A 24047-nucleotide genomic window follows, 5' to 3' on the forward strand; every position below is an offset into this window, starting at 1 on the left:
GCTCAGGCTTGCGTCCTTCCTTCACCCGGGCCAATCCAGTGAGGTCGTAGTTGAGTTGGGCAAAGATGCCCTCATCGCGCCAGGCGGCGTAGTAGGCGTAGACGGTTCCGTGGTTGGGGAAGTCGTGCGGGAGGTACTTCCATGGGATTCCGGTCCGGTTGACGTAGAGGATCGCGTTGAAGACGTCGCGAAGTTCAACCTTTGCGGGCTGGCCGGTCGGCCGACGGTCGAGCCTGGCTTTTCTCCATGCCGTCAGAATCGGCTCGATGAGGGCCCATCGGGCGTCGGAGAGGTCGCTCGGGTACGGCTTGCGCTCGGTCATGACACAGCGTCAGCACAGATGGGGCGGAGGATCCCGTTCCACTGCCAGATCGGCGTTTCTATGACTTCTTCAAACCAGACGGACTTCAGGGCATAGATGCGGGCGAGACGGACAGTCGCTCCTCCGGCGAGCGGGAGGATGTTATTCATCTATCGTGCATAACGTCACTAAAGCAGCGCTACCATAAGCCACTTACAGGACTGGATATGCCAAAACGCCCACTCAAAGAGCTGTCCGGAATCATCTCAGCTCTCCGGACAGCGCAGATGGTCGTCGGCCGCTTCGCCGTCGTCGCTCCAGTGGTCAGCTATGCCGCCTCCGGCGGAGGGGCTTGCGGTCCGTGCCGCTTCCGCTGCCCGGGGCGGTCTCCGTCGTTCCCCAGGCGTTGGGTGGGGCTGGTGTCACTGCGCCGATCACGGAAGTCCGGTTGCCGCCGGACCCGGGCCCTTGGCGGCCCTTTCCGCGATCATCCGTCCCTGTGGCTGGCCGCCGATCGCTGCCGCGCAGCCGGGTTGCCGGTCGCGTTGGTTCCCCCAGGTCCAGTGGAGGACCGGGCAACTATCGGACGATCTCCGGCAAGTGGGGGGACGCGGAGAACGGTCTTGAACGGCGATGTCTCGCGCGCCCGAACTCACCCGTCGGAGGCGGGACCAGCAGGTTCAGCCGAGGCCGGGAGCGGGAACTGCGACGGTGCATGGGCGAGCGCCTGGGTGATGGCCTCGAACTCGGCGAGCGCGGCCCGCAGGTTCTGTGCGATATCGGCTGCGATGGCCTCGGGCGGGTTGTCGTCCTGCGGGGTCGGGTGTGCGATGGGACAGATCAGGTCGAGGTTGGCGTCGTCCCGGTTGATCAGGTCTTCGTAGGTGAAGCGCTTGAAGCGTCCGTCCGGGGTCTCCGTTCGGGAGGCGCGGTCGCCGGGGCGCAGGGCCTTGAGGACGCCGGCCAGATCCTCCGCACGCAGGGGGTGCCGTGTCGGGTGGAACGAGTGGCCGGTGCGCAGGTCGTAGACCCACAGGTGGGTGGTGGCGGGCGTGTCCGAGGTCGTGTGCGGCTTGGCGAAGTGGAGGACGTTGGTGCGAACCCCCGGCGCACCGTGGAAGATGCCCGTGGGCAGTCTGACGAGCGTGTGGAGGTCGAAGTCGTGCAGCAGTAGCCGCCGCACCGCCTCGGTAGACCCCTTTCCGAACAGGACGCCGTCCGGCAGTACCACCGCTGCCCTGCCACCGGGGGCGAGGACCGACATGGTGTGCTGGAGGTGGTTGAGGGCCCTGTCGCGTGTACGGACGGCGAAGTCGGCGCGGTCCGGCGGGGTGTCCAGCATTCCGAACGGCGGGTTGGCGAGGACAATGTCGGCCCGGTTGAAGGCACGCGCGTGGAGCGGGTTGGTGTTGGTGACGTGTACCGGGCCGCCGTACCAGCTGGTGTCCTGAAGGAGCAGGTTGGCGCCGGCCAGGCGGTACGCGGGGGAGGGCTCGTTGCCCTCGACGCGGGGTTCGATCGACGGTGACAACGCGGCGCCGGGGTGCCGCTCGCGGATGTGGCGCAGCGCGGCGACGAGGAAGCCGCCTGTTCCGCACGCGGGGTCGGCGATGCTGTCGGCTGGTCCCGGTCCCACGAGGCGTACGAGGGTGTCGACGAGGAGGCGCGGGATGTGGTGCAGGCCGCTTCTCCGGGTGTCCTGGACGGCGAGTTCGAACAGGGCGTCCAGGACGTCGCCCTCGTCCTCGCCCTCGTCAGGCCCCGGGGTGATCCCCTCCTCCAGGTCGTCGATCAGTTCCCGGAGCAGGAGCGGATCGGTGACGGCCCCGCGGGCGTCGGCGAGCGCGCGCCCGAGTGCGGTTTCGGTCCGGCTGCCGAGGTCCTTCAGGATCCGCTCGTACACCTCGGGCAGGTCGATGTCCGAAGTGGCGCGGAGCGTGCGCCAGGCCTCGGATGCGGTGGCGAGTTCTGGACGGGCCGGGTGCCCGGGACGGTGTGCGGCCCGTCGGTCGGCCCGTTTGAACAACAGAAGGTGGGACACCGTCTCCAGGAACGTCCAGTCCGGGACGCCGTCCTCGCGCAGCCGCTCGTACCGGCTCCACAACCGGTCCGCCAAGGTTGTCGGACGCTCCTGCCGATCGAAGGGCAGGAATGGCTCGTTGGGGCGGCTGTTGCTCATCGGAAGTCGAACTCCTGCTGCTGGTAACCGGTCTCGGGGAACCCGGTCTGATCGCCGGGCCGGGTGGCACCGTCGGTTGCCACAGAGCCGGTGAGCCGGCCGGACAAGGCCTCGGCAAGGATCGACAGTCGCAGCCCGGCGCCGGATCGGCGGGCCTTCTCCACGTGCGTGCCGGTCGCGCTGACGCGCTCCTTCCAGATCTCCGCCGCCCGTACGAGCCGGTCCTGGACGGGGAGGGCGGGAACGGGGACGGTGATGGCCCTGATGTCCTCGAGGCGGACGGAGAGGCTGCCGGTCGTGCCCTTGACCTGAGCCTGGAGGCGGTGGCGGGTAACGGGGGCGTTCCAGACCAGTTCGAGGAACCGGTGCAGGAGCCGCCGGTCCGGCCTGATGCGAACGAGGTGGTTCTGGTACAGGGCTCCGGGCAGCTCGCCGTGCCAGGTGGCGGCCTGGCCGATGCGTTCGAGGCTGCCGTTCTGCCGGACGACCAGGAGGTCGCCGACGTCGAGGAGACGGCGGCGTACGGAGTCGGCGTCGAGCGCGGGGACGGGGATGGTGACCTGGCGGACGTCGCCGAGTGTCATGGTCTCGCGCGCGACGTTCGCAACGCCGAGGTACGGATGCAGGGATCCCTTGTCCGTGGCTGTGGGCGTGCGCAGCCCCGCGGTGACCTCGGCGACCTCCGCGATCGGCAGCAACGGCCCTGTGGCGGGAGCTTCGGCCGGGCCGCCGCCGGCGTCCACGTCGGTGAGGCACCCGCTGACCACGGCGTTCAAGACGCTGTCCCACAGCCGGGGAAGCCCCTGCCGCGCGGCGTTGTGGGCCGCCTCGCCGGCGTCGAGACGGCCCAGCAGCTCGTCCAGGGCGTCGGCGATGCGCCGTTGTTCGGCCGGCGGCGGCACCGGGACGCACCAGTCCCGGACCGGGGCGGACCCCAGGTGCTTGAGACCGGTGACGCCCCTGGCACGTCGGCCGAACTCGCCGCGCAGGGCGTCGAAGGACAGGGCGTGGTAGAGGTAGCGGGGGTCCAACCCGGGAACCGGCCGAACACGGATGAGGCCGCTGTGGAAGGTACAGTCCTCGATCTCGCCGTTCCACAGCGCCGGGCGGCCGATGCGCTCGACGCTCCCGGAGGCCTCGGCCAGGAGGATGTCGCCCGGGAGCAGGCCGTATCGGCCGGCCTGTTCCCGGGTCAGCTCCGTGGTTGCGACCTTCGTGAGGTCCAGGACTCCCCAGCCGAGGTTCGAGCACCTCAGCTGGCGCCGCGTGAGCGGGCCGGGAGCCTGTGAACGGGAGGCTCCCGGGCCGCGCTGGACCGTGGCGATCTCGCCCACCCGGCGGCGGGACCACCCGGGCGGCAGCGGCGGGGCTTTCACTGGCAACCGGCTCTCGCTTCCCCTCGTGGGCCGTGCGGGGGCGGCCTGGCGACCGCCGTCGGTCACCGAGCTCATATCTTCTGGAGACCGAGCTCGGCGAAGAGCCGTCTGGTCGCCGGGTCGACCGAGTACAGCACCGTGCCGCGGATGGAACGCGTCATGAGGACGCCGTAGGCGTTGCGGATCGCCCGGGTGAGCTCCTCGTCGGACCGTATCCGGTCGGCTTTGCTGAGCACGTGCTCGCGGTGCACGACCCACGCGCCGTCCTCCCACGTGAGGTCCGGCCCCATGATCACACCGCCCCACTCGTACTCCAGCCCCTGCGCGGTGTGGACGCAGCCGATCTGCCCGAGACCTCCGGGATCCGTCGCCCAGTACTTGCGCTTCGGAACACCGGGGGTCTTGTGATCGTCACCGGCGTTCCACGGGCGAGCCCACCCCTCCTCCGGGGCGACCTCCGGCACCGTGCCGCTCGAATCGGTCCACGGCCAGCACATGCCCGCACTCATCCGAGCGCTGGCACCCGCCTCCTGCCGGGCACGCAGGAACCCCTCCATCTCGCCCGCGCTCTCGGCGTAGTAGAGCTGGAACGGCTCCGGGTCCGGACCGTCGTCGGGGTTCCACATGATCGGGGCACCGGCCACGAGCGGCTGGACCCAGGCGTCGTACGTCGCACTGCCGACGGCACGAAGCACCCGGTCCAAGGTGATCGGGACGACCTCCGCCCCGAGACGCTGGATCTCCTCGACGAGTGCTTCCGGAGACCACACCTCCTCGGCGAACAGCCGCTGGTCACCGTCGATGAAGAACACGGGCACCCGTGCCCGGGAAACGATCACCTCGACCGAGGACTCGCCGGGCCTCATATGGAAGGAGCCCTTCATCGGGCGCTCCGACAACCGGTGCGCCTCGTCGCACAGGACGAGGTCGAGTTCGTCCGCCGCCCGGTCGTCGGCGACCTTGTTCAGCGTCGTGAAAGCGGCGCGCCGGCCCGGTGCCGCGCGCCGGAAGGTGTCGCGCGAAGCGACGCCCCCGGACACGAAGGAAGCCTGGTAGCCCTCGGACAGCGCGTCTCCCAGCAGGGTCAGCGCGACGAGCGACTTGCCACTGCCCGCCCGGCCGCTCACCACGTAGACCTTCTTGGTGCCGGGGGCGGACGTGGCGCGAACGGTCTCCATCACGTCGTTCACCGCGCGCAGCTGGTTCTCCACCAGGCTGAATCGGGTGTGGCCGTCAATGATCGCGCCGATCTCGTCGGTGAGGAGCGTCTCCGAGCGCCGACGGTCGAGGAGCGCCTGGGCCGCCTCGGCACCCGACACCGGGGCGAAGCTGGCCTCGAGGAACTTCTGCAGGTCGGCTGGCCGGCGGGCCGTGAACGTCGGAATTCCGGGGCACGGTGCGACGTTGCCGATCCACTGCGCGTCCGGGCGCTTGAGGTTGTGCAGGTAGGAGGCGCCGGTGAGGCTGACGTAGCGGCTGTCGAACATGCTGTGGTGCTTCCTGAGAGCGACCACGTTGTCCTGCACCTGGACGGCCGGGTGCTTCTTGTGCTTGTCGTAATCCGGCACGAAGACGCGGTCGACCGCGCACTGGGCGCACAGGCCGTTCCCGCCGCCGGACCTGCACGACGCGCACAGACCCTTGGGCTTGTCAGCCCGGGGACGCTCGACGGTGTTCCACTGCTTGAGTTCGATGGCGGCGAAGCTCAATCCTCCCGACGGGTGGCAGCCGGCGAGCACGACGTCGATCGGGTTCATGGCGGGGTCGACGCGGTACTCGACGAACATCCACACCTGACCTCGCCCGAGGCCGGTCAGGACGGCCGCCACCTCGTACAGGCTCTCCCGCCACGACGTCACATCGCCCGTCGACGGGTCCTTCCCCTCGGGGTGGGCCTCCCGGTAGCACTGCTCGATCTTCTCGACCAACGCCAGCCGGTTGCGCATCAACTCCTCGGCCGGCCAGTACGCCTCCAACGCCCCCCACACGGCACCATTCGCCATCCCGAACCCACTCCCCCGATGCCCGACCGGAACCCCGTCGCGGCCGAACCACTCATGCGGAGCCCGCCACCGGCACGTATCGGTCGACAGCGAACTTTAATGGACACCGAGTATCCCAGCGCCGGACTGGAGAGACAAGGAATTACCGTTCGGCGCAGCGGCGTCGACGCGCTGACCTCCGCAAGGGCCTGCTCGAATTCGCCTGCAGCACCATCTGTCTCCGACGACTCCGGACCGCATTCTGTAGGCTCCTGCTCTCCCTGCTTCTCGAGGACTGCTTCGGGCTCGGCCACTGGAAGCGGCAGAGCGCATCGACTGCTGGAACGGCATCCTGCTGGCCTCGGTGCACAGCGCGGACGCCAAAGCCGTCCCGCGGCTCGCCGTGGTGTCACGTGGCTGCGGCCGCGTCGTCACCGTCGTGGTCGGCCGGGTCGTGGGTGAGGCCGTGCCCCTTCTGCTGCAGCAGGTGGAGCTCGATGCCACTGAGGATGACGACCACGGCCAGACCGGTGACGGCGAGTGGGTCCTTGAGGTCCTCGGGAGTGGCGATGACACCGTCGACGAAGACCGTGGCCGCGGCGATGAAGGGCGCGGCGAGCGGCTGCAGGGCCGGATGGGCGTTGCCCGCGTTGAACACCGTGCCGGCGACGCTGAACGGGACGAGCAGCAGGAGCGCGAGGGCCGGCAGGATCACGATGCACAGGCTCAGGATGTCGACCAGTGAGTTCCCGGTGTCCTCGATGTCGGTCATGACCCAGGCCACGAAGCCGATGGCGACGGCGAGGAAAGCCATCGTGGAGAGGGGGCCGGGAATCCGGGAGCCGTCGTGCCGCACCAGGAAGAGCCGCCTCAGGCGGGTTCCTCGTACGGCCGGCCGGCCGACCAGGACGTAGACCGTGCTCAGGACCGCCAGGACGGCGGCGGCCACACAGCCCAGGACGAGATACTTGCGGATCACGCTGTCGACCACCGACAGACCGTCCGTGGTGAACCCGTACCGCATGACCATGCCAAGCACCACCACGGCGGTGACGAGGGAACGGACGAGGGCGGCTTTCGGAAAGGAGGTACGGCTGAGGATCACGAGGACACCGGTCCCGGCGAGCACCCACATCCCCACCATCTGCACCAGCCAGATCACGAGGTCCCACAGGAATCGGAGCATGCGCTTCTACTGCTTTCGTCTCGGTTCGGACAGTGAGGCGAGCGGTGGCACGGTGCCGGGCCCGACAGGGCGTTCCGCCATCGGAGCCGTCGGCACGGTGGCCGGGATGATCCGCCGTCCCCCTGGGGTTCGCCGGAGCCGGCCGGCTGACCGTGGAGCGGCACCGCGCGCGGCTCGGCTGTCGGGGTCACGGCCCGATGTGCACGTAGGCGGCCCACATGTCCACGGCCTCGGGGCGCTTGGCCCGCAGGCGTGTCACGGCGGCGTGCAGGGCGTGGGCGCAACCCGCGGCCGCCTCCGGTGTCGGTACTGCGGTGCGGCCGTCGGGCGTGCGTAGCAGAGTGGTGTAGAAGTCCGTGGAGACCTCGTGGGCGCGCCGGCTGTTCAGCTGCCACAGCGAGGCGACCACGTGCCGGTAGCCGGCGAGTTGCAGCGCTCCGGCGAGGCTCACCGCTTCGTCGGAGTGGGCCGGTGGCGCGCGGTGCGTCTGGCAGGCCGACAGGTAGGCCAGGTCCGCCTGTTCGAGACGGAGTCCGGCGATGTCCCGGATCCGCAGCAAACGGCTCCTGTCGCGCTCCCACAGGTACAGGACGCCGTCCGGGTCCACGGCGTCCTGCTCCGCGTGGCCCGCGAAGTGGAGCCAGCCGCCCGCCGCGAGCCGGCGTACGACGGCGTCCCGGTGGGCGTGCTCGTCCTGCAACTTCCGGGCGGCGGGGAGCAGCCGGCCCAGTTCGTCGATCTCCAGAGCGACGTGGCGCAGAGGGGGGAGGTCCGTGCCGGGGGGCGTCTTGCCGACGCCGATCAGCAGTGCCGGGGAAGCCGTGCGGGATGCGGCCCGTCCGGCTTCCCCGCGCGCGGCCGCCAGGGCGCGCAGTGTGGGTGCGTGGCTGGCGACGAACCGGTCCGCGAGGCTGGCGGGGCCTCGGTCGTGCGGGTCGTGCGGGTCTGGCAGGCGTGTCGCGGCGTGCACGGGCAGCCGGTTGAAGACGCCGGTGGGGCACCACCACAGGCGCGGCTGGGTGATGTGCCGGGCGGCCGGTGCGAGTACGGGCAGGAGGGGTTCGGCCACCGTGGCCCACAGCCAGTCGAGCAGGTCCGTCAGGTAGACGCGGCGTTCCCGGACCTGCGCCGCCGTGCCCTCCTCGGTGCCGGCCGTGTGCACCAGGGTGGCCAGCGCCTCGGCTCGCAGGACCGCTTTCCCGTGCCGGAACCGGGGCAGGGGGACAACGGTGAGCCGGCCCTCGTGGAGGACGAGGGCGTCGGAGCGCAGCGTGCTCGAGTTGAGGACGACGACGGGCCCGTCCTGGGCGGTCTCGAGCAGTCGCTGGTACGGCAGGGGCAGCAGGAAGCCTTCGAGGCCCCGTACCCGGCGCACCTGTTCCACCAGGCGGTCCCAGGTGCGCTGGCGCCTGCGGCGGTGGACTCCCGCGGAGTCAGAGGTGTGCCCGCGCAGTGGGGGGCGTTCGTCGCGCAGGAGGGCCAGCTCGGCCGCGAGCCGCGGGGCCCGGGCGCGGACCGCCTCCAGGTCGGTGCGCAGGTCGAGGGCGTACGCGAGCAGCAGTCCGCGGCCGTGTTCGAGGAGCTCCAGTGCGCGTTGTGGCGCTCCCGCTTGGAGGGCGACGGCGGCGGCGTCGGAGACGGTCTGCGAGGTGTCGCTCAGCGTGTCGAGCCGGTCGTCGAAGTCGAGTCCGCCCCAGGCCAGTTGGGGGAGGGCGCCGATGGCCGTCGTGTACGCGTCGAGCGCTCCCGTCCAGTCCCGCACCCGGGTGAGCAGCCGGGCGCGGGCGACCGCGGCCCGCCACCGGGTGGTGGGCGCCGCCACCGGGTGCCCGGCGACCCTCCGGTACAGGTCCGCGGCCTCCCGCCGGTCCTCGTCCGAGGGGTTCCGCTGGCGCACGAGCGAGTCGGCGAGGAAGAGCGCCGGCGCGAGCCAGTGCGGTCCGGTCTCGTCGAGGGCCCGCACGGCCTCCCGCTGCGGTGTGAGCGACTCCTCGACGAGCCCTGGACGGCCGGTGAGCCAGCCCAGGCCCGCGAGGGCCTCACCGTACTGGGTGGCGAACAGCGCCCGTGCCGCGGCGCCCGCCGCGGGCTCGTCGAGCGCCTCCGCCAGCAGGTCCACGGCCCGCTCCAGGTCGTCCCGGGCGCGAGCCACCGCGCTCGGGTCCGGGACGGACAAGGCCGCCGTCGCGCCGGACCCCTCCCCTGCCGCCGCGCCCGGCGCAGCCGCGCCGACCCGGTGCGCGGCGCGGGCGATGAGGACGGCACCGAGGTCGGACAGGACGAGCGGGCGCAGCCAGGACCCCGCCGCACTGCGCGCGAGCGCGGACTCGAGCAGGTCGTGGGACTCGTCGAGCGGCCCCGGCTGCCGGTCGAGCTGCCACTGGGCGAGTAGGGCGAGGCCCAGGTTGCGCCGGGCCTCCGGCAGTGCCCCGTCCTCCTCGGCCGCGGCGTCGGCCAGGCGCAGGTGGAGGACCGCCTCCCGCAGCAGGTCCCGGTCCCGGGCGACCTCGGCGGCCTCGCGCAGGACCGTGCCGAGGTTGTGGTGCAGCGTCATCCGCTCGGACGGCGGCGGGTCCTCGCGGCGCAGCGCGTCCCGCAGCAGGTCCTCCGCCCGCTGGAGGCTTGCGGCCCCGCCGGCGAGGGCGATGACGACCGCGTGGTTCGAGACGCGCAGAGCCCACTGGGGCGCGGCGCCGGGGTGCGGGGACAGCTCGACCGCCCGCCCGGTGTGCTGGAGCGCCCGGTCGTGGTCGTCGCCGTGTGCGGACCCCTCGTACCGCAGACGGTGGAGGTCCCCGAGGGTGGTGTGCAGGAGCGGGGCGGTGTGTCGGGCCTCGGGGTCCGGGCACAACGCCAGCGACCTTTCCGCGTGCCCGATTCCGGCGTCCAGGTGCCGCGGGTCGCCCGTCGCCCGGTAGAGGTCCCGCAGGACGAGGCTGAGCCGGTTGTGCACCTCCCACCCGGTGCCGGTGTCCCGCAGGGCGGGAAGCACCTGCTCGTACATCCGTACGGCTTCGCTCAGGTGTTCCGGGGAGCCGTCGGCGCCCGTCACCCAGCGCAGCTCGGCTGCGAGACGCAGGCAGTCGGCGTGCGCGACGGTACCCGGGGCGGTGCCCGCGAGTGCGGCGGCGGCCGTCTCGTGGAGCGTTGCCGTGTCCGCAGCGCCGAGCGCCCCGTGGTGGAGCTGGAGCAAGAGCAGTTGGGCAAGCCGCCACTGGGTTCGGGCGCGGGGTTCCGTCGGGGAGGGCTCGGCGAGGCCGAGGGAGGCTTCGAAGTCGCGGCGCGCGAGGCGGGCGTCGTCGCGGCGCCGGTGCAGCCGGTAGCGCGCGGCGTGGAGCCGGCCGCGGAACCTGAGCAGGACCGCCGGCGGGCCCGGGGCCGCTCCGAAGGCCTCGATGCCGCAGCACGTCAGGGCGAGCGCCTCCGCGTAGGCCGACTCGTCGCAGGTCTCCTCGAAGGCGCTCAGCTGGAAGAGTGCGCGGCGGCGCAGGAGGATCCCCCAGGTCTCGACGGCCCATCCCCCGGCGGGCAGGACCGGACCGCCCAAGATCTGCCGGGCCCGTCCGGCAAGCTCCGCGCACGCCGCGTCGTCGCCCCGCACGGCGGCGAGCTGGGCGTCCGTCAGGCACACGGCGGCCCGCAGGCCGCTTTCCCAGGGATGGCGGCACGGCCCCGACAGCAGCGGCGCCATCTCCCGCCGCCAATCCTCGAGTCGGCCGAGGTCTTCGGAGCTCCTCGTCGCGCCGTAGCTCAGCGCGTGGAGCACCATCGTCGCCCAGCGGCGCCCGGCCCACTCCTCGCGGTCGCGCGCGGGGGTCAGGCGCGCGCAGTCGGCCGCGAGCTCCAGGCCGACCCGCAGGTCGTCCGGGCCGCCTCCGGCGATCCACAGGTCGCGGTGGCAGGCGGCCAACTGCTCGATCAGGCCGACCCGTTGCGGGTGATCGGCCGGGATGCTCCGCAGCGCCTCCCCGTACATGGCCGTCGCGCGCCGGAGCGCCTGGACGTCCTCCGGGTTCCTCTCCCACACACGCAGCGCCTCGTGGGCACGCCGGCCCAGGTCGGTCCCGTCGAGCCGGTCCTTTCCGAGACCCAGCAGGAGCCCCATGACGCGCTGCCCGCTGCTGAGCCCGCGCCCTCGGTCCATCCCTCATCCCCCGGTGCCCGGCACGTCGGATGCCCTACTGTGTGGCCGGAGGCGAGAGACTATCAAGGAGCGTGTGTGCGGGACGAGTTGAGCGGGATCATGGCCGAGGCGCGGGAGATCCTGGAGGACGTCACGCGGGCGCGGCTCGTCCCGGGCGACTGGCAGGAGGCCGAGGCGCTGCTCGCGGCGCTCGCCGAAGCCCTCGACCGGGGCGACCAGGCCGCCTTCCGCCGCGAGCTGTACCGCCTCGAGGACCTGGTCCCGCTGGACCGGGCCCCCCGCGCGCTGACCGGCGCGTCCGGCGCCACGGAGCCGGTGCTGGAGCGGACCGCCCTACTCGTGGAGAGACTCGGCCCACCGGAGGCGGCCCCCGCTCACGGCGCTCCGGGCCCGAGCGCCCCGGGTCAGGGCTCGGCAGGCACGACGGGCGGAGCCGGGGAACCGGGTGGGCATGGGCAGTGAGCGGAAGTACGCACGAGAGGCACTGCTCGTCCACTACTTCTTCAGGGCGGACACATTGCAGGGGGCCGGCCGCCTCGCGCTCCGGTGGGAGGCGTGCGCCCAGGCCGGAATGGACCGCACCCCGTCGCCGGGCGGCGACCTCTCCCTGCCCGCCGATCCGGGCCAGGCCCTCGCCGGCCGGCTGCTGCGGCAGCGGACGGACGCCACGGCGACCCGCCAGGCCGTGCTCTACCGCCTGAGCGGCATAGTCGGCCTCGCCGTCATGCTGGCGGCCGACGACGGCCCTGGCCGGACCGGAGCGCAGAGCGCCGCCCGGCTGCGCGCCCTCGCGGACGACTGGGACACGGCCTGCGCGCGGGCCGCCGCGACGGCCGCCGACCCCGAGGACGGGACACTCATCGGTTCGGTCCGCCTCCACCGTTCCCTGGTGCTTCCCGACGGGGCCGCCCCCGGCGGCCTCGCCGCGGCGGACCTCGCCGCGGCGGCCCACGAACTCCGCGCGGAACTGGCACCGCAGTCCCTGCTCTCCCGGCCGGTCGACCTGGCCGACGGGCTGGCCATGTGGGAGTTCTCCAGCGCGGGCGCGGCCTTTCCGGCCGACCGTACGCTGCTCACCGCTGGCGCCGCCACCGACGAGCAGGAGCGCCGACTCGACGACTGGACGTGGGCCGCGGTCGACGACCGTCTCGTCCCCCTCACCCGCTACCTGGCCCACGCTGCCGCCGTCCGGGACCAGTACCGGGTCCACGCCGACGGCACGGCGCACCTCGACGCCCGGCTGCGCAGGCTGCGGCGGCAGGGCGAGGAACTGACCCGGGAGTGGCAGCAGGTCCTCGCGAGCCAGACGGCGGGCGCCCGTGCCGGCCGCCGCGACCTGGCGCGCTGCGAGCGCATCGTCGTACGGGCGCAGTCCCTCCTGGCGGAGGAAAGGCTGGCGAACACGGCCACCGGCAACCTCCGCGCGATGATGCGCACCCTCGAGATCTCGGCCGCCGGCATGCGCGTCCTGGGCACGGCGGCGGACGGCACACCGAAGACGTTGGAGGACGACGCGCAGTGCCACGCGCTCCTCGCCCCGCTCCTCGACGACCACGTGGCCTACCTGGACATCGTCCGGGACCAGGTCGCCGAAACCTCGCGCATCGCCTCCGAGATGGCAGCGGGGCGCCTGCAGAGCCACCAGCAGTACCTCACGCTGCTCCAGACCTCCGTCATCGGCGCCCTTCTGATGACTCTCACCGCCGTTCAGACCCTGGCGTACAAACTGCCGGTTCCCGACCGTCTGCACGCCCCGCTGATCGCCCTGCTCGGATCGCTCGGACTCGGCCTGCCCCTGCTGGTGGTGCGCCGGTGGCGAGGCGGCGTCGGCGGACGGGTCGGCAGTGTCCTGGAAGCAGCCTCGCTGCTGGCGACGGGAGCGGCGGCCGGCTGGCTCGCCGGGCGCGCCCTGGGGCACACCGCATTCCTGGTCCTGGGCGGGACCGCCCTGTTCGCCATCGCCGGAGCATGGCTGACGCGTCGGTCGCCCGCCTGAACCACGCCGTCGTCCCGACACCCCGGATCCCGGCCGACCGTTGCCCACGGGGTCACCTCCCGGCCGTTCCGGCCGGCATCGGCGACGACGACAGAGTAGACCTTCGGGGCGGCGCCGTAGGTGCGGGCGTCCCTGACCGTGTGGATCGAGCGGACCTGTTCGACGATGCGCTCGTGTTCGGCGGGGTGGAGCCGGGCGTCGTGGAGCGCCGCGACCTGGATGAAGCCCTGCAAGGTGAAACTGATCGACCGGTCGGCGGCGGCCTGCAGTTCGACCGGCACCTCGTCGCCGCAGGTGAACCCGGAGTCGGCCGGAGCGGGGAGGGTCAATGGAGCATCGCCGCGCGGCTCGGCCGCGGACAGCAGGTGGTTGAAGTCATTGGCTCTGGCATCACGCAGGGTGATGATCGGCACGTGGTAGAGGCGTTCGACCGATGCCAGCAGCGATCGTGGTCATAGGCGGTGTGGTCGATCAGGTTGCAGTTCTGGCCCTCGACTCCGCTCGGCCGGACGACGGGGACCCACGGCGAGACGATCACAGCGGGGACGCGAACACCGAGTTGGTCGAACAGGAAGCCGTGGCTGTTGTTGGCCGGGTCGGTCACGTCACCGGGCGGGACGGCGACCTGCGGCACGACATGGTCGCAGAAGCCCCCGTGCTCGTCGTAGGTGATCACCAACAGGCTCGACTCCCAGTGCGACGACTGCCGAATCGACTCGTAGACGTACTTGATCAGGGCCTCGCCCCGGGTCACGTCGTCGATCGGGTGCTGGCTGTTGCCGCACTGGAAATCGCCGCCGTCGGTGAGGACGTGACCATAGCTGGGTTCGATGAAGACGTACGAGGCGGCGAAGTCCTGCTGCTGCAGATCCCCGGCGAGCTCGTCCAGGCCGTGGAAACGCTCCAGCATGGTGGGCAGGTCCATACCCGCCAGCGCGCCGATCTTCGGAAGGGCGTCGCCGTGGTAGACCTGCCAGTCGTACTCCTCGCTGTCGAGCGCGTCGTAGATCGTGCCGTTCTCGAACTGGTAGCCGTCGACCTGTGAGGCGGCCAGTTCCACCGGGTCCGGACTGCGGTCCAACCCGCCCGAAATCGCCGCGCGCAGGAAGAACCGGTTCGGCCAGGTCGGCCCCGGCAGGGCACAGAACCAGTTGTCGCACACCGCGGACTCGCGGGCGAGCGTGCTGATCACCGGTACCTGGGCAGGGGTGAAACACGCCATCACCGCCCCGAGATCCGCCAGTGCCGACGCGTTGTTCTCGGCCACGGCCTGGTCTACGGATGGTTGCCGCGGATCCCAGACTTCAGCCTGTCACTGAGTGAGCCATTGAGAGATGCCCGGCCCCTGCCCGGCGCTCGGGGCGCAAGACTTCAGGCAGTGGCACTCCTATGCGCTCCCCCAATCTCCGACCAAGCGCCGAATTCATACTCGTCCTCTCAACCCGAGCCGTACTCTGGTGCGTTCGCCTACCGACCAGGTGAGCTCAGGACGACGGACCGGAGGGTCAGCAAGTGGACGGCACCGCCAGCCGCGCGAGGGAGGAGGCCGTGGCCTCCCAGGCTCAGCGATGGGCCGACGAACTCATTGATTTCGGACCGCGCAACACACTGCTGCACTTCAAGGACACCAAGACTGGCAGCCTCGACCTGACCACCGTCTCGATCGAGGCACAGCACGCGCTGCTGACTGGCCGGAAGGTCCGGCTTGCGAGTCTCGTATCCGATCCGTCCGATCACAAATCCGCTTGCCTCCGCGCACGCTACCTGCGGCGCCGGATCATGGAACTGGACGAGGAGCAGGGTATCGAGGCCGGCCGCCTATCCTGCGGACTGCTCAACGTGGACCCGCCGAGGACACGTGGCACAACCACCGTCCTCCCGCTGCGCGCTCCCCTCGTGCTGCTGCCCCTGACAATCCAGCCGCGCACAGCCACCGAGAACGACTTCGTCCTCCAGGTCGACGGCGAGCCGGAGATCAATCCGGTCCTGTTCTACGCGTTGAGCCGCCAGTACGGCCTGGACGCCGACCTCGACCAACTGACCGACCAAGCATCAGCCGTGCTTGAGGATCAATCGGATCCAGGCACCCGAGTACGCGCTGTATACGACCTCCTCGCCAAGGCCCTCCACCGGAGCGGGCTGTCCGCGTCGTTCGAGGAACGCTTAGTAGTCGGGGCCTTCAGCTTTGACCGGCTACCCATGGTCAACGACCTGAAGAACTCGACCTCATTGCTTGCCGAGCACCCCGTCATCGCCGCCATCGCCGGTGACAGCACTGCGGCCCGCTCGCTACTGGAGGACACGGAAGGCCTTCCTATGGAAGGCGAGGTCCCGCCGCAGCAGGAGTTCCTCGTCCACGACGCCGATGCCTCTCAGCAGCGTGCGATCCGCGCCGTACTGGCCGGCCGACACGTGGTCATTGAGGGCCCTCCCGGAACGGGCAAGAGCCAGACCATCGCCAACCTCATCGCCGCACTGGCTGCTGAGGGACGCCGCGTCCTCTTTGTCGCGGAGAAGCGCGCCGCGATCGAGGCGGTCACCAACCGACTCGCCCAAGTCGACCTCGACGGACTCGTTCTCGATCTCCACGGGAACAAGCTGAACCGCCGGCAGCTCGCCCAACAGCTTCTTGAGACCCTCGACCGGTCGGGCCAGGAGCCGCCGCCGCACCCTGATCAGTTGCACGCCTCGCTCGAGCACTTCCGCGGTCAGATCGGACGGCACGTCTCCGAGTTCCACCAGCCCAGGTCCCCGTGGGGGGCTAGCGCCTACCAGGCGCTGACGGAACTGTCGGGAGTTCCGTCCGAGCAACAGACCCGTTGGCGCCTGCGCGGGGATGTCCTGCGGCAGCTGGACCGGACTGCCCGGCAACACGTAGAGCAGGATCTGCACAAGTTCGTCAGCCGGAAGGGGCTGCAGATTCGGCGCGGCCAATCTCCCTGGGCGCGCACCCGCGTACGGGACGCCACAGAACTCCGTCCCGTCCTCGAACGACTCGACCACCTGGCGGGCACGGCCTTCGTGGACACCCGCCAGGAGATCGAGGCGCTCATCACCGCAGCGGGACTGTGCCAGGCACAGGACATCCACGGTTGGCAGCACCTGCTGGACCTTCTCCAAGCCGTGTCCGGCACCTTCGAGGAATTCACTGCAGAGGTCTTCGGACCGCAGCTCGACCAGTTCGTCGCTGCCACCGCCGACCGAGCTTGGCGCAAGCAGCACGGGCAACCCGTCGGCTGGTGGCAGCGGCGCTCCTTGGTCCGTGAAGCCAGGGCAGTCCATCGCGACGGACTGCGCGACCGCCGGATTCTCCACACCCGGCTGGTCCAGGCCCACGAGCAGCGAACCCGCTGGCAGAGCGTGTCGCTGGACGGCGCACCGCCGTCCGCCGTCCCTGAGCTCGGCGCTGCTCTGAAGAACTTCACCGAACTTCGCGACCGGCTCGCCGCAGTGGCCCTCTTTGCCGGTGTCGACGACTGGGCGAAGAAACCCGCCGACGAGGTCGCCGCGATCGTGCGAGAACTCGACGCCCACCGGGCGACGCTGTACCAGATGCCCGAGCTCAATCAGCTGACCGACCGTTTGGAGGCCGCCGGTCTTGGCCCGCTGCTCGACGAGCTGGCCCAGAGCCTCTCCACGCCCGAGGCAGCGGTCGCCCGGTTCCGGTACGCCTGGTGGTCATCCGTTCTTGACGAGATCAAAATGCATTCCCAGCACGTTCGCACCTTCATCGGACGGGAACACGATCACGCCGTCACACAGTTCCGCCGCACTGACAGCGACCACATGGCCGTCAACGCCAGCCGCGTGCGTTACTCCGTGGCGGCCAGGCTGCGAAAGGCCCGCGATGGCCACCGCGACCAGAATGCCGTGGTCCGTGAACAGGCCGCGCGCAAGACTCGACACCTCCCCCTGCGTAAGCTGGTCGCCAAAGCCCCGGACGTGCTGCTGGCAGCCAAACCCTGCTGGGCCATGTCGCCGCTCGTGGTCAGCCGAGTGCTACCGGCCACCCGGCTGTTCGACGTGGTGGTCTTCGATGAAGCCAGCCAGATCCTGCCGCACGACGCCATGACATCGATCATGCGGGGTCGCCAGGTCGTCGTCGCGGGTGACCGGAACCAGCTGCCGCCCACATCATTCTTCAGCCGAGTGCTAAGCGGCACCGACAGCCAGGAGAACGCTGATGAGGAGGAGGGGAACGATCCCGGCGTTTTCGAATCGCTCCTGGACTTGCTCAGTAGTCGACTGCCCAACGTCCACACCCTCCGCTGGCACTACCGGAGCAGTGACGAGAGACTGATCGCCTTCTCCAACCGGGAGATCTACGGCGACCGGCTCGTCACCTTTCCAGGGACCGCCGTCGAGAGTCCGATCCGTCTGGAGGTGGTCGACGGCCATACGCTGCCCGGCCAAGACGGATCCGCACCTCAGGAGGTCGCACGCGTGGTGGAGCTGGCGCTCGACCACGCCACCCATACCCCCGACCTGAGCCTCGGCATCATCACCATGGGCCAACGGCACGCCGATCGCATCGATCTCGCCTTGCGCAGAGCCCTCGAGGAGCAGCCGGACCTACAGGAATACTTCAGCCCCGAGGCCAGCCCCGGCCGACGCTTCTTCATCAAGAACCTCGAACGCGTGCAGGGCGACGAACGCGACGCGATCATCCTCAGCATCGGATATGCCAAGGCCGCCAACGGCCGGCTTGCCCAACGTTTCGGGCCTCTCAACAACGAAGGGGGAGAGCGTCGGCTCAACGTCGCCATCACGCGCGCCCGCAAGCGCATGACGGTCGTCAGTTCGTTCTCCCATCACGACTTCGGCCCTCGTGCCGAGACGAAGAACCGCGGCCCTGAACTGCTGCGCCTGTTCCTCGAATACTGCGCTGTCCAGGGTGACCTCTCCCGGTCTGGCGGCCGCCAGGAGACGTACGAGCTGAACCCGTTCGAGCGGGGGGTCCTGGACGCCATGCGGTCCGCAGGCGTACCCGCCGTCCCGCAATGGGGCGTTTCCGGCTACCGTATCGACTTCGCACTGGCCCATCCGGAGCGACCCGGTCAGATGCTGCTCGCTGTGGAGACGGATGGCGACCGCTACCACCGCACAGTGAGCGCACGAGATCGTGACCGGCTCCGCCAGGCACACCTGGAACGACTCGGATGGCGATTCCATCGAATCTGGGCCGCGGACTGGTTCGCTGACCCCCAGGCCGAGACGGACCGACTCGTCGACGTCTGGCAAGACGTCGTCCGGGCGGCCGATGAACCGCCGAACGGCAGGGTGATTCAGGACCCGGTCCCCGCTCCACGTCGGGCAGAAGAGCCGTCGAATCGGCGAGGACCTAAACCGTCGTTGAGGCTCGGTGGCAGCATCGGCACCTACTCCGATATGGACCTCCGCACGCTCGCCGGCTGGATTCTCAGCGACGGCTACCAGCTTGACCGTGATACCCGGATCAGTCAGGCCATGACCGAACTCGGCTTCCGGAAGCGAGGACGGGTCATCGTCGAACGTCTCAACCAGGCATTCGATCACTCACAGCAGTTCGCGGACAAGGAGCACATCTGATGCCCCAGCTCGATCCCATGACCATCCAGCGCATCGCGCGACTCGTCGTGGACACGGACGGCCCTTTCGAACGCCCCGGCTACCAGCTGGCTGAGCTTCTGAAACGAGCGGCCTGGCCCGTACCAGTTGAGTACGACGGCACGGCGAGGGTCCCCTGGCTCAGCGAGGCGATCACGGAGTCGGCCCATGACGAAGCCGCCGTCAGCCGCCTCCTCTGCCGCATCTGCGATCCGCTGGAGTACGAGGACGGCATGGCGTCCGCCGACCTCCTCCGGCAGGGACTCAACCAGGTCCTCTCCGCAGAGCAGTTGTCGATCACTCACGTTGGCGGCCGCCCTATGCTGGGTGCGCTCGGCGAGGACGGCCGATCGACCACCTTCAATCCACCCGAAGACTTGGAGGCACGTGTCCGACAACTGGTCAGCAACGACGAGATCACTCGTCAGCTCATGCAGCGGGTGAACGAGACCCGTATCTGCGCGGACAACGGTGCGCACGTCTTCGCCCTCATCGGCATCGGAAGCTTCACCGAAGGTCTACTGCTCGACGTGCTGACCAAACGCGAACCGAGCCTGGCGCAGGGATTCCCGAATCCCAACGGAGGAAGGCCGGTGCCTGCGGCAAAGGCCAGCCTGGCACTGCTACTCGACACTGCACGGTCCCGGGGCTGGATTCAGGTCGACGCTCACGACTTCATGAAAATCGTCCGCGAGTACCGCAACTTCGTCCACCTTCGTCAGCAGCGGGAACGCGGGATCGACCCCGACCACGACACCGTCATGATGTGCTGGGGCCCGGTCCTCGCTGTCCTCAACGATCTCGAGTCGAGCCTGCAATGACTACTACCTGGCATATCGCGCCCGGTGGGTGGCGACCGGGTCGCAGTACCAGCCGCACGACGCCCCCTGCCCCGCAACACATGACGTCGTCCTGACCGCAGTCACCTGGCCTTCGGCCAACTCTTGCCTTCTCTCCAGTGACTGGTATCGCTGCGAACCGCGGAGTGTCGCTCCGCTCCGTACAGTAGAGCCACGAGTACGTCGTCGAGTGTTTCCGCCGATTCGAAGGCGAGGCCATGTCCGACTCCTCCATCCCGCGCTCCCGTTCCCGGGGATCCTCCCGACGCCGGAGGTCCCGTTTCATCGACCAAGCTCGTTTCAATCAAGCGGAGTTGCTCACCGAACGGCTGCTCATCCACGTGGACGCCGCGCGAGTGGGGTGGGTGCGGGACCAGCTCAACATCGGCCGGAGCGGGCTCGTGATCGGCGGGCCGAAGGCCCTCAGGAAGACACTGGACCTGCGGGAGGAGGGCTACGAGGACGTACTCCTCGCCGACCCGGCGTTCTACGAGGTCGGCATCGCGACGGCAGACCTGCCCTACCTGCAGCGGACCGGTGAGTTCCCCGCCACCGACCCGCTCGGTCAGGCAGTCCAGGAGCAGCTCGCCGTCGGCGCGACGGCGGCGCTCACGCCAACCGGGTACCTCCGAGCTGGGGACACGGCCGCTGTACGGGCTGCTGTGCACGAGGTGGCCGTGCGCGAGGATCCTCGAATCGTGCTCGCGCTACCGATCGACGTCGGCTGGCTGCAGATCGACCTGGTTAACCGTCTCATCGATGAACTGAGCACAGCACCGGGATCCAAGGCCATCATGCTCGGCGGCCAGTTGGACCCGCTGGCGAGCTTCCCAGACGCTCTCACCGGCCTGGCCCGGGTCCTGGCTCAGGTGCCGGGCACCGCCCTGCTGCGGGCCGATCTCGCGGCGTTCGGCGCGCTCGCCGGGGGCGCGGCATTCGCCGGCTACGGGCTTTCGGCGCGCCTCCGGCATGTCGTACCGCCCGGCGAGCCGACGAAGAGCTCGGGGTTCGCCGATTCCCCGTCCGTTCTGTTCCCCGAGTTGATGGCCCTGTTCCTCGGAAAGACCCTCGCACGCCGCTTCGCCGCGACGCACGCACCCGTTTGTGAGTGCGCGGCCTGCGGACAACGGCCGCTGGACAGCTTCCCGAGCAATCGTGACGCCAAAACAGCAGCCCAACACAACACGTCCGTGTTGTTGTCCTGGCAGCAGACGTTGCAGACCCTGGCGCCCGGGCCCGACCGCCAACGGTGGTGGCAGGAACGCTGCCGTGCCGCCGTGAACCGCTATCCGCTTGTCAACGCCGCCATCAAGCAGCCGAACGGATTCAGGGTCCAGCCGCAACTGCTGCGGTGGTCCCTCCTCAATGCGACGGCACCTTCGACGTCGACAGGCGCAGGAGCGGACTGAGACGCGGGCGGTTCAACCAAGTCGTCCGTACAGCTCCTCGATGAAGTGCCAGGCCGCTGCGGTGTGCCGCAGCGGCCTGTACGCCTCGGGTTGCAGGGCCATCCGGATCCCGTCCTGCTCATGGACGAACACGCCGATGCCGTAGAAGGCGGCCTGCGTCAAGATCTCGTCCAGCCCCGCGCACGGGGTCCGGCGGAGCAGGACCGCTCGGCGGCAGAACGGTGCAAATCGGCCCGCACGCTCAAGACCCCGCCGCCAGTCGGTGGCCGGCACAACCGCGAGGTCAATGGCGAGCGGCCGGACCGCTCGACGTGTCACCAGCTCCGTGTCCGACTCGACCGCTCCGTGAGGGAGATGACGAACCTCTACCCGCCGCGGGAGCGAGCCCACCGGAACGGGAAGGTCAACCGGAAGGCTGAGCAGGCACTCCAACACGGGGATGCTGTCCAACTGCTCAGCACCAACCGCTTCCCGCCTGCGATGCTCACCTTCATCAATCCGGTACAGCAGGAGGGCACGGGTACCCAGGACCGAGAGCGTGATCCCTTCACTCTCCGAGGACACCTGCGAGAAGGCCGCCTCGCGGACAGAGCGCCAAGCTGCAGGATTCGCCACACTTGCCATGGACCCCACCTTGCCGTACCGCGCGGCACCACGGCCAGGCGCCCCTCCGCGCCGGGCTTCCGGGAGTACACGAGTGGATCTCGCATCCTCAGGACAGCACGGGCCCGGGTGGCCGCGTCGGGCTGCGGCAAGGAGCCTCCTGGCACCGAGACCCTTCCGGCTGGACACGCGAGGTGAGGGCCTGAAGTCGCAAGGCCGCCCTTCCCTACGCAACCGGCCCGCAGCTGAATCACTGGGGACGGGCTACAGACTTGTCGAACACCCTGTCTTCTGCCTTGAGTCCGGGGCTCAGCTGCTGCGGGCCGCGCCGTCCAGAGGGCCTCTCGGCCAACGCCGAGGGGCCGCACATCCCGCAGCAGCTGAAGGACCAACTACATTGAGCGCCGGGCTAAATGAGCGGTGATCAGGTCGCGGTACCAGGCGTACGAGGCCTTCGGGGTGCGGCGCTGGGTGGTGAAGTCGACGTGGACGAGGCCGAAGCGCTGGTGGTAACCCTCGGCCCGTCGAACAGGCTGTCATTATAGGGAGACCACAACTACCGTTCACGACCTTTCTCAACTCTGCACTCTTGCACTGAAGTTACCGACGCCTACTTCGCGTTCCGCACCCGGTGGGCAGCAATGAGGTCGCGATACCAGGCATACGAGGCCTTCGGGGTGCGCCGCTGCGTGGTGAAGTCGACATGAACGAGGCCAAACCTCTGACGGAACAGCCCCTCGGCCCATTCGAAGTTGTCGAGGAGGGACCAGGTGTAGTAGCCGCGGATGTCGATGCCTTCGGCGGCGGCGCGGGCGAGGGCGTCGAGGTGGGCGGCCATGAAGTCGATGCGGGGCTGGTCGGGGTCGGTCTCCTCGGTGACGGAGCAACCGTTCTCGGTGATGGTGATCGGCGGGAGGGCCTTGCCGTAGGTGTCCCGCAGGCCGAGGAGGAGTTGGCGGAGGGCGTCGGGGACGACGGGCCAGCCGAAGGCTGTGTGGGGGACGTCGGGGATGTCGACGAGGTCGAAGGGCAGGCCCGGGTCGGTGGGGGCGGCGACGCGGGTGGGGTTGTAGAAGTTGAGGCCGAGGCCGTCGAGGCCGGGGGTGTGGATGAGGTCGAGGTCGCCGTCGCGGACGGCGCCGAAGATGTCGTCGGGGACGCCGAGGGCGGTGAGGTCGGGGTAGCGGCCGAGGAGGACGGGGTCGGTGAACAGCCGGTTGTGGAGGGCGTCGTAGGCGGCTGCGGCGGCGAGGTCGGCGGGGCTTGAGGAGGCCGGCTCGACGGGGGTGAGGTTGTTGGAGAGCATCGCCTCCAGGCCGCGGTCGTGGAGGACGGAGGTGGCCAGGCCGTGGGCGAGGAGCTGGTGGTGGGCGGCCGGGAGGGCTTCGAACATCAGGGTGCGGCCGGGGGCGTGGGTGCCGAGGGCGTAGCCGAAGACGGTGTGGACGAAGGGCTCGTTGAGGGTGATCCAGGCGGGGACGCGGTCGCCGAGGCGGTCGGCCATGACGGTGGCGTACTCGGCGAAGCGGTACGCGGTGTCGCGGTTCAGCCAGCCGCCGTGGTCTTCGAGGCCCTGCGGGAGGTCCCAGTGGAAGAGGGTGGGCAGCGGGGTGATGCCCGCGTCGAGAAGGGCGTCCACGAGGCGGTCGTAGAAGGCGAGGCCGGCCTCGTTGACGGCGCCCGCGCCGGTGGGCAGGACGCGGGACCAGGCGACGGAGAAGCGGTAGCCGTCGAGCCCGAGGCCCTTCATCAGGGCGATGTCCTCGGGGTAGCGGTGGTAGTGGTCGCAGGCCACCGCCCCGGTGTGGCCGTCGCGGACGGCTCCCGGCCGGGCGGCGAAGGTGTCCCAGACGGAGGGCCCGCGGCCGTCCTCCCCCACCGCCCCCTCGATCTGGTACGCGGCGGTGGCGGCACCCCAGCGGAACCCCGCCGGCAAGTCGAAGCGGTTCGGCATGGCAGCCTCCTGACGATTATGTGAGGAGTCCTCATGTTATCGACGTCGCACCGGAACACCAGAGGACCGTCGACCACGTCCGGAGACCCCACAACTGGTGTCCCAGAACCCGCTTGACCCCCCAGTCGCCCGGCGATGTCCATCTCAGCCTGCCGTGCACTGAACGGAACGCGTTGTCCGTGCAGAAGAACTATCGCTGCGCGAGCTCATCTGCGACGTGTGGCCCCCGGGCTGCCCCTGCACGCCGGACACCTCCCCAGCTGCCACCGGCACGCCCACCTGCTCACACGGAGCATCGACGCGGACTCATCGCCAGGCGGGACAGGAGCGCGTTCGCTGCTGCGGACGTTGCGAGATCGCCCGGTGTGCGGCTGGTCCCCGCCGCCCCCACGGGTGCCCTTCGAGCATGACGTGTGGCTCCTGGACCGCCCTCACCGGCACCAGTGCCGTGGCCGGACAGCCACCGTGTTGCCCTTCACTCTTTCGAGGGAG

The 24047-nt window shown here is 70.0% G+C and carries 14 protein-coding genes and 1 pseudogene; 5 read left to right on the forward strand and 10 right to left on the reverse strand.

The window, feature by feature from the left end:
* From ACWGKU_RS18660 to ACWGKU_RS18685, 6 genes are all read right to left on the reverse strand, one after another.
* The coding region (locus ACWGKU_RS18660; protein ID WP_452191487.1) for a transposase at positions 1 to 322 on the reverse strand (322 nt) is incomplete at its 3' end.
* Between the two features lie 631 nt (positions 323 to 953).
* The gene (locus tag ACWGKU_RS18665) at positions 954 to 2480 is read right to left on the reverse strand and encodes an HsdM family class I SAM-dependent methyltransferase (protein WP_452177799.1); all 1527 of its coding nucleotides are present in this window, start codon (positions 2478 to 2480) and stop codon (positions 954 to 956) included.
* The gene (locus ACWGKU_RS18670) at positions 2477 to 3862 is read right to left on the reverse strand and encodes a hypothetical protein (protein WP_452177800.1); all 1386 of its coding nucleotides are present in this window, start codon (positions 3860 to 3862) and stop codon (positions 2477 to 2479) included. The genes ACWGKU_RS18665 and ACWGKU_RS18670 overlap by 4 nt, the downstream gene beginning before the upstream one ends.
* A 65-nt stretch (positions 3863 to 3927) precedes the next feature.
* The gene (locus tag ACWGKU_RS18675) at positions 3928 to 5859 is read right to left on the reverse strand and encodes a DNA/RNA helicase domain-containing protein (protein WP_452177801.1); all 1932 of its coding nucleotides are present in this window, start codon (positions 5857 to 5859) and stop codon (positions 3928 to 3930) included.
* A gap of 388 nt (positions 5860 to 6247) precedes the next feature.
* Entirely contained in the window at positions 6248 to 7024 is a 777-nt protein-coding gene (locus tag ACWGKU_RS18680) for a hypothetical protein (RefSeq protein WP_452177802.1), read from the reverse strand.
* A 187-nt stretch (positions 7025 to 7211) separates the two neighbouring features.
* A complete protein-coding gene (locus ACWGKU_RS18685; RefSeq protein WP_452177803.1) occupies positions 7212 to 11168 on the reverse strand; it encodes a CHAT domain-containing protein in 3957 nt (1318 codons plus the stop codon).
* Positions 11169 to 11243: 75 nt separating this feature from the next.
* On the opposite strand from ACWGKU_RS18685, the gene ACWGKU_RS18690 reads away from it, so the two are divergent.
* Both ACWGKU_RS18690 and ACWGKU_RS18695 read left to right on the forward strand, forming a co-directional pair.
* Positions 11244 to 11630, forward strand: coding sequence for a CATRA system-associated protein (locus tag ACWGKU_RS18690; RefSeq protein WP_452177804.1), 387 nt, complete (start codon positions 11244 to 11246; stop codon positions 11628 to 11630).
* Complete coding sequence (locus ACWGKU_RS18695) at positions 11620 to 13164, forward strand: CATRA conflict system CASPASE/TPR repeat-associated protein (protein WP_452177805.1); 1545 nt, start codon at positions 11620 to 11622, stop codon at positions 13162 to 13164. Before ACWGKU_RS18690 ends, ACWGKU_RS18695 begins: the two co-directional genes overlap by 11 nt.
* A 325-nt stretch (positions 13165 to 13489) precedes the next feature.
* On the opposite strand, the gene ACWGKU_RS18700 is transcribed toward ACWGKU_RS18695, so the two are convergent.
* Positions 13490 to 14431 (reverse strand): alkaline phosphatase family protein, encoded by a 942-nt coding sequence (locus ACWGKU_RS18700; RefSeq protein WP_452177806.1) that lies wholly within the window; start codon positions 14429 to 14431, stop codon positions 13490 to 13492.
* A 245-nt stretch (positions 14432 to 14676) separates the two neighbouring features.
* On the opposite strand from ACWGKU_RS18700, the gene ACWGKU_RS18705 reads away from it, so the two are divergent.
* From ACWGKU_RS18705 to ACWGKU_RS18715, 3 genes are all read left to right on the forward strand, one after another.
* Positions 14677 to 18732 carry an AAA domain-containing protein gene (locus ACWGKU_RS18705; RefSeq protein WP_452177807.1) on the forward strand — a complete coding sequence of 1352 codons (4056 nt, stop codon included), beginning with the start codon at positions 14677 to 14679 and terminating at the stop codon, positions 18730 to 18732.
* On the forward strand, positions 18732 to 19571 hold the full coding sequence (locus ACWGKU_RS18710) for a hypothetical protein (RefSeq protein ID WP_452177808.1): 840 nt from the start codon (positions 18732 to 18734) through the stop codon (positions 19569 to 19571). The genes ACWGKU_RS18705 and ACWGKU_RS18710 overlap by 1 nt, the downstream gene beginning before the upstream one ends.
* Positions 19572 to 19903: 332 nt before the next feature.
* Complete coding sequence (locus ACWGKU_RS18715; protein WP_452177809.1) at positions 19904 to 20998, forward strand: hypothetical protein; 1095 nt, start codon at positions 19904 to 19906, stop codon at positions 20996 to 20998.
* Between the two features lie 12 nt (positions 20999 to 21010).
* Here ACWGKU_RS18715 and ACWGKU_RS18720 read toward each other — a convergent pair whose 3' ends face one another.
* The 3 genes and pseudogenes from ACWGKU_RS18720 to ACWGKU_RS18730 form a co-directional block, all read right to left on the reverse strand.
* A complete protein-coding gene (locus ACWGKU_RS18720) occupies positions 21011 to 21622 on the reverse strand; it encodes a hypothetical protein (RefSeq protein ID WP_452177810.1) in 612 nt (203 codons plus the stop codon).
* A 371-nt stretch (positions 21623 to 21993) separates the two neighbouring features.
* Positions 21994 to 22122, reverse strand: a pseudogene (locus tag ACWGKU_RS18725) (family 1 glycosylhydrolase); the annotation flags it as partial.
* Between the two features lie 89 nt (positions 22123 to 22211).
* Positions 22212 to 23555 carry a GH1 family beta-glucosidase gene (locus tag ACWGKU_RS18730; protein WP_452177811.1) on the reverse strand — a complete coding sequence of 448 codons (1344 nt, stop codon included), beginning with the start codon at positions 23553 to 23555 and terminating at the stop codon, positions 22212 to 22214.
* Positions 23556 to 24047: the final 492 nt, after the last annotated feature.

The organism is Kitasatospora sp. NPDC054768 (genome assembly GCF_053612025.1).

Excerpts from the sequence above, each read along its gene's own strand:
- ACWGKU_RS18680 (WP_452177802.1), bottom strand. The coding sequence starts at position 7,024 with ATGCTCCGATTCCTGTGGGACCTCGTGATCTGGCTGGTGCAGATGGTG.
- ACWGKU_RS18685 (WP_452177803.1), bottom strand. The coding sequence starts at position 11,168 with ATGGACCGAGGGCGCGGGCTCAGCAGCGGGCAGCGCGTCATGGGGCTC.
- ACWGKU_RS18675 (WP_452177801.1), bottom strand. The coding sequence starts at position 5,859 with ATGGCGAATGGTGCCGTGTGGGGGGCGTTGGAGGCGTACTGGCCGGCC.
- ACWGKU_RS18730 (WP_452177811.1), bottom strand. The coding sequence starts at position 23,555 with ATGCCGAACCGCTTCGACTTGCCGGCGGGGTTCCGCTGGGGTGCCGCC.
- ACWGKU_RS18665 (WP_452177799.1), bottom strand. The coding sequence starts at position 2,480 with ATGAGCAACAGCCGCCCCAACGAGCCATTCCTGCCCTTCGATCGGCAG.
- ACWGKU_RS18720 (WP_452177810.1), bottom strand. The coding sequence starts at position 21,622 with ATGGCAAGTGTGGCGAATCCTGCAGCTTGGCGCTCTGTCCGCGAGGCG.
- ACWGKU_RS18710 (WP_452177808.1), top strand. The coding sequence starts at position 18,732 with ATGCCCCAGCTCGATCCCATGACCATCCAGCGCATCGCGCGACTCGTC.
- ACWGKU_RS18695 (WP_452177805.1), top strand. The coding sequence starts at position 11,620 with ATGGGCAGTGAGCGGAAGTACGCACGAGAGGCACTGCTCGTCCACTAC.